The following is a 12,510-nucleotide window of genomic DNA, read 5'->3' as shown; positions in this document are numbered from 1 at the left end:
TAACCTAATTAGAAGATAATTATTTATGCATTTTATTGCAATGAGGAGAGCAGGATTCGAACCTTACGCCCGGAACCCGCGTATTTCTTGCGTTTGTTGTTTTTTTAACCTCTTTTACCACGATTTTGCATTGAACTTTACTGAAATGTTGGCAAAGAAAATTTGTTGATTATAATAATGAGAAAATTATGAGGTGTCATTGTTAAAACTTAAAAGTTTAATTTTATCTTTACAATTATATACACACTTCTTACTTGTCATAACAAAATAATCCTTCCTAATTATTTTGGCAAGTTACTGGTTTAAGAAGGTATTTTCGAAACTCACTTTCATTTACATAAACTTATAATTTCATGTATCAAACTGTAAAATATATTTTGCTGCTTTTTTTAGCATCATCAACTTTAATTTCCTGCAAACAAAAACTGAGCGATAAAATAAAAGTTGGATTCTCTCAGGCTATGACTACAGATGATTGGCGTAAACAAATGAACAGCTCAATGAAGATTGAAGCTTCATTGCGGCCTGAGGTAGATTTAACTATAAAAGATGCCAATAACAATATCGAGAAACAGATAGAAGATATTGAAAGATTCATATCTAATAAAGTTGATGTTATTATTGTCTCTCCAATTCAATCTAAACCTTTGACTGCAGTTGTAGAAAAATCAATAAAGGCAGGAATTCCTGTTCTTGTTGTAGATCGAAAAATTGAGGGAGAAAGCTATACTGCTTATCTTGGAGCTGATAATATCGAAATTGGCAGAATTGCTGCCCGATATATTATCTCTCACAGTAAAGGTTCTGGCAAAATCATTGAAATAACAGGAGCAAACGGTTCTTCACCAGCATATGAACGTAGTCTCGGATTTGATCAGATTATCAAAGAAAATAAGCGTTTTAAGATCGAAAACACTATAAATGGCGATTGGGAAAAAGAGTCAGTCAAAGTGCCTTTAAAAGCACTTCTTTTACAAAATCATGACATCGAATATATTTTTGCTCATAATGATCGTATGGCTTTAAGTGCCTGGGAAACTGCCAAAACTGTTGGTTTAGAAAAGAAAATCAAATTTATTGGTGTTGACGGACTCAATACAGTAAATGGGGGGATAGAATTGGTAAAAAGTGGAGTTTTAGACGGTACAATACTATATCCGACAGGAGGAAATGAAGCGTTGAAATTAGCTTTAAAAATGCACAATAAAGAAGCAATTGCAAAAAATAATATTCTAAATACAATTGTAATAGATAAGAATAATGCTGAAATTATCGAAAATCAAATGGATAAAGTCGATCAACAGCAAACAGTTATTGAGTCACAACAGGGAGCGATAAAGGTTCAGGAAAGAGAATATGCTTCGCAGAATAACTTGGTTAGGTTGCTGAGTTTTTTCTTAGTGATTATTTTGAGTTTGACGATTTATAGTATTTATTCAACTATTTCTATTTCAAGAAAGAAAAAACAGCTTGAAAGAATTAATCAAACCGTAATTGATCAGAATAATGAAATTCAGGAAATGGCTCAAATTGCTCAAAGAAGCAACGAAGCAAAATTGAATTTCTTTACTGGACTTTCGCATGAATTTAAAACACCCATAACGCTTATTATGAGTTATGTAGAGTCGTTGATTGAAAATGAAAAAATTAAAGGTACAGCACTGATTGATGAAGTAAAACTAATTCATAAAAACTCAAATCGATTGCTCAGATTAATAAATCAATTGTTGGATTTCAGGAAGATTGAAGAACAAAAATTTGCACTTAGAGCTTCCAATACAAAAATTTACGATTTCACAAATGAAGTCATGGCTAATTTTAAAGGCGAAGCTGCCCGAAGAAATATTGATTTTCAGCTTACTTGCAAAAATAAAAACTTGGAATTGTTTATCGATAGAGGATTGATGGATAAAGTGTATTTCAATTTGCTTTCTAATGCCTTTAAATTTACACCCGATAACGGAAAAATCAGCATTTCAATTATCGACAATCAAGATAATACAGTTAAAATCAGTTTTAAAGATTCTGGAATCGGAATACCCGAAAATGAATTATCGAATGTTTTTAATCCTTTTTTCAGGGCTTCAAATAATAATAAAAACAGTTCGGGAATTGGACTTCATCTCTCAAAAGAGTTTGTGCTCTTACATCAGGGAACGATAGAATTGAAATCAAAACAAGGAAGCGAATTCGTAATTACCTTATTGAAAGGAGTAAGCCATTTACAGCCTTCTGAAATTATAAATAAAGCTGAAAAACTAAATGAAACACCAAGTTTAATTACAGATAATCTTGATATAGAATCTGATTTGAATGAGAAAAATGTAATTTCTGAATCTGAAAAACATACACTTTTGGTTATAGAAGACAATTTAGATTTGGTTTCATTTTTAAAAGCTAAATTATCTAATGAATATGTCATTTATACTTCTGACGGAAGCGATGCTATTGAAAAAGCAATGGAAATTGTTCCTGATATTATCATTTGCGACATTAATTTGGTAGACAAAGACGGTTACGAAATCAGTAAAGAATTGAAAAAAGATTTGCGTTCGTCACATATTCCTATTATTATTTTAACAGCGCAGAGCAATAAAGAATCAGTTTTAAAAGGATTGCAAAGTGGAGTAGATCAGTATCTAACGAAGCCTTTTAGCCTGTCTATTTTAAAACAATCTATATCAAGTCTGCTTTTCAACAGAGAGAAACTTCGTTATTACTATACTAATAACATTTATCGTGTTGAACCTGAGTCGAAATTTGGCAATCAGGAACAATCCTTTATTACCAAAATGAATGACATTATTAAGAAAAACGTCGAAAATTCCAAATTCTCTGTTGAAGATTTAGCCGATAAACTCGGAGTTTCGAGAGTTCAGTTGTATCGAAAAGTAAAAGCAATTATAGGAATTAATATCAGTGACCATATCAATAATGTAAAATTGGAGAAGGCGGCAGAGCTTTTAAAGTCAAATAATATGAATATTTCTGAAATTGCGTACTCACTTGGTTTCTCTTCTCCCAACTATTTTTCTACAGCTTTTAAGAATAAATTTGGAATTTCACCAAAGGAATACAAATCTTCCATTTAATATTGGTTTAAAATTGATACAATTTAGGTATCAATTTTAAACCTAATGTAACAAAATCGAAACTACAAGGTTTTCGTAAATAAATTTTAAATTATCTAAAGCCTTGTAAATAAGGCTTTTGTTATTTAAATATCAAACTGTCAGTATTTATAGAATTAAATTGTAACATCATTAAAAATAAGTTGTTTTTTTTGCGGATATCTTAGCAACAAGTTTTTAATACATCTACAATGAACAAGATATTGATTTGGTCTGTTACTGCTGCACTGGCAGGTTTTCTATTCGGTTTTGATACCGTAGTTATTTCTGGAGCTGATAAACAGCTACAGCTTCTTTGGCATTCATCTGATGCTTTTCATGGATCTGTTGTTATGGCAATGGCACTTTGGGGAACAGTTGTAGGTGCCATTTTTGGTGGAATTCCAACCAATAAAATAGGTCGTAAAAAAACACTGTTCTGGATAGGAATTTTATACTTTCTTTCTGCTATTGGTGCTGCTTTTGCAAATGATCCATTTGTATTTGCTGCTTTCAGATTTATTGGAGGCTTGGGTGTTGGGGCTTCAACTATTGCGGCGCCGGCCTATGTTTCCGAAATTGCCCCGGCTGACAAACGCGGACGTTTAGTAGCGCTTTATCAGTTTAATATTGTACTTGGAATTTTAATTGCATTTATCTCCAACTACTTTTTAAAAGATATTGGAGAAAATGCCTGGCGTTGGATGATAGGAGTGCAGGCTATTCCTTCTTTTATTTACATTCTTTTTATACTTACAATTCCAGAGAGCCCAAGATGGTTATTATCTAAAAACCGAGATGAAGAGGCTCGTAAAGTGCTGTTTCAAATTGATCCGTCTGCTGACCTAAAAGACATCATGGATGATTCCAGAGAAAATGGTGTTACAAAACATGAAAATATCTTCATGAAGAAATACCGTTTTCCGTTAGTATTGGCTTTTTTAATTGCATTCTTTAACCAGTTTTCGGGAATCAATGCCTTTTTATATTATGCGCCAAGAATTTTTGAAGAAGCAGGTTTAGGACAAAATACGGCTTTATTAAGTAGCATCGGAATCGGAATTACGAATCTTATATTCACTTTAATCGGCGTAGCATTAATTGACAAATTAGGAAGAAAGTTGTTAATGTACATTGGTTCTATAGGATATATTATTTCTTTAGGATTGGTTTCTGCTGCCTTTTATTTCAATTGGGGAGGCTTATCTGTACCTATTTTCCTTTTCTTATTTATTGCTTCTCACGCCATTGGCCAAGGGGCAGTTATCTGGGTTTTTATTTCCGAAATTTTTCCAAATCACATTCGGGCTTCTGGACAGGCATTTGGGAGTTCAGTACATTGGGTTTTGGCAGCAATTATCCCATCTTTAATTCCGATGCTATTTTCAGAAATTGGCCCGGAAGTAGTATTCTTAATTTTTACATTGATGATGGTGCTGCAATTACTGTTCGTAATTTTTCTGATGCCCGAAACCAAAGGAGTTTCTTTAGAAGTATTAAGTGAAAATCTAACCAAAAAAAATATCAAAAAAAATGAGATCAAAGAAACATCTACCGCTGGCATTTTATAGTGCGATACTCCTCTCAGTAGGGGGACTTAAACCGTATTCGGCTGTGGCGCAAACAACTGCTGTTTCAGTATCAGCATCTTCAGAGGAGCAAATGTACCGTCCTAATTTTCATTTTACACCAAAAAAAGGCTGGATGAACGATCCTAACGGAATGTTCTATGCAGATGGAAAATATCATTTATTCTACCAGCACTTTCCTGATGGAAATAAATGGGGACCGATGCATTGGGGACATGCCGTTAGTAAAGATCTCATTAAATGGGAAGAGTTGCCTATCGCGATTTACCCAGATAACAATAAATATATTTTTTCAGGAAGTGCTGTTGTAGATTCAAACAATACTTCTGGTTTAGGAACGGGAAAAACGGCTCCAATTGTAGCAATTTATACGCTGCATAATATGACAAAAGAAAAAGAAAATAAAATTGATGTCGAGCAGCAGGATATTGCTTTCTCGAATGACAATGGTTTTACATGGCAGAAATTTGAGGAAGGAAATCCTGTCATAAAAAACCCTGGAATTCGAGATTTTCGTGACCCGAAAGTAACTTGGGATGAAACGAATAAGCAATGGATTATGGTTTTAGCAGCACAGGACCGTTCTCAATTTTATAAATCCAAAGACTTAAAAAACTGGGAATATTTATCAGATTTCGGAAAAAATATTGGGGCACATGGAGGTGTTTGGGAATGTCCAGATTTTTTTGAAATAAAAGTACAAGGGTCAAATGAAACCAAATGGGTTTTAATTCAGAGCTTAAATCCAGGAGGTGTAAATGGAGGTTCCGGAACGCAATATTTTATTGGAGATTTTGATGGAACTACTTTTACATTAGACCCAAATTTTGCCAAAAGAATAGAACAGGAAAAAGCCGTTTGGATTGATTACGGAAAAGACAATTATGCTGGTGTAACCTGGAATAATGTTCCAAGTGCTGACGGACGTCGATTATTTATCGGGTGGATGTCTAATTGGGAGTACGCGCAAGATGTTCCAACATTTGCATGGAGAAGCAGCACTACAATTGCCCGCGAAATTCAGTTGATAAAAAAAGGAAATGCTTATAGTCTAATCAGTAATCCGGTAAAAGAAATCAATAAATATGTTTCTAAATCTATAAAAAAGAAAAACCTAAAAGGAAAAGGCAATCTTTCGATTTCCGGATCAGGGAAAATTGATTTAACTAAAGCAATTATTGATTTTAAGCTGAAAAACATAAAACAAGACACGTACACTTTTACGCTTTCAAATGAAAAAGGTGAGTCTTTGACTTTCGGAATCAATAATTCAGATCATTATTTATTTGTAGATCGTTCGAAGTCTGGAAAAAATGATTTCTCTGAAAAGTTTGCAGCAACGATCACAAAAGCAGCTTTAAACGGGAATCAAAAAGAAGGTGTTTTTAAAATTATTTTAGATAAAACCTCTATTGAAATATTTTACAACAATGGCGAAAAAGTTATAACAGAAATCTTTTTCACAAACCAGCCATTTACATCTCTATCAGTTTCTTCAAAGGAGGAAATTGAATTGAATAACCTCGTAATTAACCAATTAAATATAAACTAACTAAAAACCACTAACCTCATGAAAAGTAAAATTATTTATTTTCTATTTTTCTTCTTTCCGGTGCTACTTATGACGGCTCAGGAAAATGGAGTAAAGGGAACGGTATTTTCTGCAGATGACGGAATGCCGCTTCCAGGAGCAACCGTACTTATTTCAGGTACAAATACCAGTACCGTAACAGATTTTGATGGCAATTTTTCGTTCGGCAATATAAATTCAGATGCTATTCTTGTAGTTTCCTTTATAGGATATGCTCCACAATCTATTCCTGTTAAAGGTCAAAAAATGATCAATGTAACTTTAAAAGTAGATAACAACCAGCTAAATGAAGTTGTCGTAACAGGATATTCTAAACAAAAGAAAACAGATATCACAGGTGCAGTTGCCGTTGTAAACATGAAGGAAGTCATGAAGCAACCGGAGCCAAACCCAATTAAAGCTTTGCAGGGAAGAATTGCCGGAGTAAAAGTATCTTCAGATGGTTCGCCGAGCGGAGGAAATACAAAAGTGGTCATTCGTGGTGTTGGAACTTTGAACAACACAGATCCGCTTTACGTTATTGACGGAATGCCGACAAAATCTGGAATGCATGAATTAAATCCTAATGATATTGAAACGATTCAGGTTCTGAAAGATGCTTCTTCAGCGAGTATTTATGGTTCCCGAGCTTCAAACGGAGTAATCATCATTACAACCAAAAAAGGTAAAGAAGGTAAAATGAGAATCAATTTCAGTACCTATGCTTCCTTTTCTGATTATTCAAGAAAGTTAGATGTTCTAAACGCTAACCAGTTTGGGCAGGCACTTTGGCAGGCGAATATTAACGACGGTTTAAATCCCAATAATAACAATTTACGTTATCAGTTTGATTGGTCGGTAAACAATAATAAACCGCAATTGAATAAAGTTTTGGTTCCGGAATATTTAGATGCACAACAAACCATAAAAGCTTCAAATACAGATTGGTATGACGCAATTTCTCAAACCGGAGTTGCTAATTCTTATGATTTGTCGGTTTCGAATGCTTCAGACAAAGGAAATTATGTTTTCTCTCTGGGTTATTATGGAAATGAAGGTGTTGTAAAAACAACAGATTTTGAAAGAATTTCTGCGAGAATGAACAGTTCATATAAATACTTTGATGGCAAATTAGTTATTGGAGAAAACTTCAGTTTAAACCGTACGAACGAAGTTACAGATCCGGGCGTTTTAGATCCTGCACTTAGAGCTCTACCAATTATTCCGGTGCACACTGTAGACGGAATAGGCTGGGGAGGACCGGTTGGAGGAATGAACGACAGACAAAATCCGGTTAGACTTTTAGAATATAATAAAGACAATAAGTATGATTATTTGCGCCTATTTGGTAACGCTTACGCAGATTTGGAAATCATTAAAAACCTGCACATCAAAACCAGTTTCGGAATGGATTATGGTTTTTATAAGAAGCGTACTTTGCAAAGAAGCTACAAATCAGGTTATCTGCAAAACGATCAAACGTCTGTTACAATCGACCAATCGATCAGCGACAAATGGACTTGGACGAATACAGCAATTTATAGCTTAAACTTTGGAAAAAGCAATCTGAATTTGATGGCGGGAACGGAGATGTACAAAGACACTTATGATACAAATACATTACGTAAAAATGACTTTTTGATCGAAACGCCAGATTATATGTATCCTGATGCAGGAACAGGAGAATCGTTTACTAGCGGAACTTCTACTGTGTATTCTTTACTTTCTTATTTTGGAAAAGCAGATTACGAGTTTGACAATCGTTATTTGGTTTCGGCTACAATTCGTCGTGATGGTTCTTCTCGTTTTGGAAAAAACAATCAATTCGGGACATTTCCGGCAGTATCAGCGGGATGGAGAATCAGCAATGAAAATTTCATTAAAAATAGTGCTCCTGTTTTTTCTGACTTAAAATTAAGAGCAGGCTGGGGACAAACCGGTAATCAGGAAATCAGTAATACGGCTGTTTACTCACTTTATTTAGCAAGTTATGCTGGTGGAAGTCCAACTTGGGCAACCTCGTTTGGAACAGCTTACGATATTGCAGGAAACGGAAACGGATTGCTTCCTTCTGGTTTTATTGCAACGCAATCCGGAAATGATGATTTGAAATGGGAAACTACTACGCAGACCAACATTGGTTTGGACTTTGGTTTATTCAAACAAAAATTAAGCGGATCTGTTGATTATTATATTAAGAAAACAGATGATATTCTAGTATTGCCACCTTATTTAGGCGTTATTGGTGAAGGTGGAAACCGCTGGGTAAACGGAGCCTCTATGGAAAATAAAGGTTGGGAGTTTTCTTTGGGCTATCATGACGAAACCTCATTTGGACTGAAATATGATATTTCCGGAAACATTTCGGCAAACAAAAATAAGATTACACAACTGCCGGATGAAGTAAAAAACAATTATGGTGGCGACGGACTGAATGATAATATTTTAGGGCGTCCAATAAATTCGATGTACGGTTATGTTACTGACGGATTGTTTACAAGTCAGGATCAGGTGGATAACTCGGCAATTCAGGAAGGAAAAGGCCTTGGAAGAATTCGTTACAAAGACTTAAATGGCGACGGAACAATTACAGATAAAGACCGTACCTGGATCGGAAATCCAAATCCGGGATTGTTGTACGGAATTAATTTAAACTTGTCTTATAAAAACTTTGATTTCACCACTTTCTGGGAAGGTGCAAGCGACGTGGATGTTATCAATAATACTAAATATCAGACTGATTTCTGGAGCGTAGATGATGTGGGATCAAACAAAGGAACTCGTTTGCTGAATGCATGGTCTTTAGACAATACAAATTCTACAATTCCAGCTCTGACAACAGTTGACAGAAATGCAGAGTCTAGATTTTCAACTTATTACGTAGAAAATGGAAATTATCTTAAACTTAGAGTTTTGCAGTTTGGATATAGTTTTCCTAAAGAATTACTGAAGAAATTGAATATGGAAAGTTTTAGACTTTACATCAGCGGACAGAATTTGTTGATTATTGATGCTAAAAGCTTCACAGGAGTTGATCCGGAAAATGCTGGTTTTGGATATCCTCAGCCGACAACTTTTACTGCTGGTCTTAATTTTACTTTATAACAAAAGATTAAAAAAATGAAAAAAATATTATATATCGCAGGATTTGCAGTGATGGGTTTCTTTGCTTCCTGTTCCGATTTTTTAGAAAATGATCCGCGTGGTGTGTTGTCAGAAGAAGATATTGTTACGCCTCAGTCGGTTGAAGGATTTATGAATGCAGCGTATGCACAGTTAGGAAATGATCATTATGATTCTCCGTACAGTTTGTGGCCTTTTGGTAATGTTCGTTCAGATGATGCTTATAAAGGCGGAAGTGGTACAAATGATATTCAGGATTTTCACTTTTTTGAAGTTTCAAATAACATCCGTCCGGATTTTGGAGAATTGGACAGTTTCTGGTACATCAGTTATGTAGGGGTTTCAAGAACCAATAAAGCGTTGAAAGCCTTAGAGCAGCTCTCAGAAGCGGATTATCCATTGAAAAAAACAAGAATGGCTGAAATGCGTTTTTTAAGAGGACATTTTTATTTTATGCTGAAAATTATGTTTAGAAATGTACCTTATATCACAGAAGATATTCCGGTAGAAGATTATAAAACGATTTCAAACAAAGCACTTTCAAACGAAGAACTTTGGAATAAAATTGCTGAAGATTTTCAGGCTGCAGCCGATAATTTGCCAGATACACAGCCACAGGTGGGGCGTGCCACTAAAAAAGCAGCTTATGCTTATTTGGCAAAAACAAGATTGTACCAGGCGTACACACAGGATGAAACATTCAAAGTTACAGGTATAAACCAGCAGCATCTGCAGGAAGTAATTGCGGCAACAGATAATGTAATCGGAAAAGCTTCTTTAGAACCTGATTTTGCAAACAACTTCCTGCCAGGAACTTACGAAAATGGACCGGAATCTATTTTCTCAATTCAGTTCTCTGATAATGACGGAACGCTTTACGGAAGATTGAATTTCTCAGATGTTCTTTCAACGCCACAAGGTTTAGGCTGTTGTGATTTTCATAAGCCAAGTCAGAATTTAGTGAATGCTTTTAAAACCGGTGCAAACGGTCTGCCTGAATTTGATACTTACAATAACGAAGATTTTGATTATAAAAATATAGACGCCAATACTGTTGATCCGAGATTGTATCATACAGTTGCAATGCCAGGTTTGCCTTATAAATATGACCCTGAATTTCTGTATGTTGAAGCTTGGGTAAGATCTCCGGGAACCTATGGCTATTTTGCTTCTTTAAAAGAAAATGTTGCTCCAAATTGCAGTTGTGTTGTAAATATTGATCCGTTTTACGGAAATTCTAAAAACAGAATTCAGATTCGTTATGCTGATGTGATTTTGATGCGTGCGGAAGCTTTGATTGAATTAGGAAGACAATCTGAAGCTTTGCCGTTAATTAATCAAATCAGAGAAAGGGCAGCACAAAGTACAGGAAGACTGCCTTACGTGAAAAACTTCAAAATCAATACCTATGTAGATGGAGGCAATTGCAACTGGACACAGGATTTTGCCCGCAAAGCTTTACGTTGGGAACGTCGTTTAGAATTGGCTATGGAAGGAAGCCGATTTTTTGACCTTGTTCGCTGGGGAATTACAGATCAGGTTATGAATGACTTTTATGCAAAAGAAAAAACAAAACGTACGTATTATCAGGATGCTTTTTTTGATGCGCATAAAGAAGAATATTGCCCAATTCCGTTGAAACAAATTAATTTCAGTCAGGGATTGTACAAACAAAATCCAGGTTATTAATCCTTAAAGATTCAGCAATATGAAAAAAGCTTTAAATAAATATTGGACCAAAGTATCTATAATATTGGCAATGATTTTTATGATTACTGCCTGCGAAAATAATTTTGAAACTGGCGGATTTGATGTGAGTTCGCCTTCAAATGTACTTTCCTTCAAACTAAACGGAGTTTCAGGAAGCATTGATCAGACAACAGGAAAAATTACTGTTGTAATGCCGTACGGATCAGATATAACAGCCATAAAGCCGGAAGTTGTTTTTGAAGAAGGGGCAACATCAAATCCGGAATTAAATTCAGCTATGAATTTTACAAATCCGGTAAAATTCAGAGTGGTTAATGGCAATTTATATAAAGATTATACAGTAACCACAACTGTTTTAAGTCCGATTAAGAGTTTTAAGATAAATGGTGTTGCAGCTACTGTAAACGATATTAATAAAACGATTAATATGACTTTGCCTGAAGATACTAATTTAAGAGCGCTTAAGCCAGTAATCGAAGTTACAACGGGTGTTACAATTTCACCTGCTTCGGGCGCAACAATTGATTTTACAAATGCAGTCACTTTTGTAATAACATCAAACGGAAAAAGCGTTAATTATACAGCAAACGTTGGAGTTCCGGTAACAGGATTAACTGTGGCGTTTTTAGGAACTGCCGCTACAAGATCAGGAATTACAAACATGGATGAAGTTACGGCTTCGAACTGGTTGTTTGATAATTTCCCTGGTGCGAAATACATTTCTTTCGAAAGTATACAAAACGGTGCCGATTTAAGTGATATTGATGTGATTTGGTGGCATTTTGATTCAGCTGCAAATTTACCTTCTGTAGCTTATAATCCTGCGGTTACAAACGCACTTAAAAATTTCAGAACAAATGGTGGAAACCTGCTTTTGACTTCTTTTGCTTCGCAATATGTCGATGCTTTAGGAATTGTTCCGTCAGGAAAAGGACCAAATAATGTTTTTGGTGATTTCCCTCCAAACGGATTTGTTGATGGTAATTCGTGGGGAATGTCATTCGTTGGTCATGAAGGTCATCCAATCTTTCAGGGTTTAACCACTTTTGAAGCTGGAAAAGCCAATTTATTACAAAGCGGAACTTTCAGATTAAATCATACAGCGTGGTGGTTTTTACCGGAATGGGGAGGCTACAATAATGGAGAAGGTTGGAGAAACCAAACAGGAGGAACCAATCTGGCAAGTGAAGCTTGGGATAATGAACTGAACGGAAGAGTTACCATTGCAGAATTTCCAAATACAAGTACGAATAAAAATGTAATTGTAATTTCTATGGGAGCTTACGATTGGTACAACGAAACCAATAGCAACGGAGTGCCAAGTCAGGCCAATGAGTTTATAACAAACATCAGACTATTGACGCAAAACAGTATCAATTATCTAGCGGCAAAATAAATCACTTTGAAT

6 protein-coding genes are annotated in these 12,510 nt (G+C 35.2%); all 6 read left to right on the top strand.

Going from position 1 to position 12,510, the window contains the following annotated elements; translation table 11 throughout:
* Positions 1–353: 353 nt before the first annotated feature.
* The 6 genes from SCB73_RS18320 (at position 354) to SCB73_RS18295 (ending at position 12,498) form a co-directional block, all read left to right on the top strand.
* Positions 354–3,092, top strand: a complete 2,739-nt coding sequence (locus tag SCB73_RS18320) for a substrate-binding domain-containing protein (protein WP_320567626.1) — start codon at positions 354–356, stop codon at positions 3,090–3,092.
* Positions 3,093–3,322: 230 nt separating this feature from the next.
* Positions 3,323–4,681 carry a sugar porter family MFS transporter gene (locus SCB73_RS18315; protein ID WP_320567625.1) on the top strand — a complete coding sequence of 453 codons (1,359 nt, stop codon included), beginning with the start codon at positions 3,323–3,325 and terminating at the stop codon, positions 4,679–4,681.
* Entirely contained in the window at positions 4,644–6,251 is a 1,608-nt protein-coding gene (locus SCB73_RS18310; RefSeq protein ID WP_320567624.1) for a glycoside hydrolase family 32 protein, read from the top strand. The genes SCB73_RS18315 and SCB73_RS18310 overlap by 38 nt, the downstream gene beginning before the upstream one ends.
* A gap of 18 nt (positions 6,252–6,269) precedes the next feature.
* The gene (locus SCB73_RS18305) at positions 6,270–9,374 is read left to right on the top strand and encodes a SusC/RagA family TonB-linked outer membrane protein (protein WP_320567623.1); all 3,105 of its coding nucleotides are present in this window, start codon (positions 6,270–6,272) and stop codon (positions 9,372–9,374) included.
* A 15-nt stretch (positions 9,375–9,389) separates the two neighbouring features.
* Entirely contained in the window at positions 9,390–11,081 is a 1,692-nt protein-coding gene (locus tag SCB73_RS18300; RefSeq protein WP_320567622.1) for a RagB/SusD family nutrient uptake outer membrane protein, read from the top strand.
* 19 nt (positions 11,082–11,100) lie between these two features.
* Positions 11,101–12,498: a DUF4960 domain-containing protein gene (locus SCB73_RS18295; protein WP_320567621.1), complete on the top strand. Its 1,398-nt coding sequence runs from the start codon at positions 11,101–11,103 to the stop codon at positions 12,496–12,498.
* The last annotated feature ends 12 nt before the right edge of the window (positions 12,499–12,510 follow it).

Origin of the sequence: Flavobacterium sp. KACC 22761 (assembly GCF_034058155.1) — a bacterium.
Lineage (GTDB): Bacteria > Bacteroidota > Bacteroidia > Flavobacteriales > Flavobacteriaceae > Flavobacterium.
The sequence above is the reverse complement of the archived record's forward strand: the minus strand, read 5'-3'. Positions and strand labels throughout refer to the sequence as shown.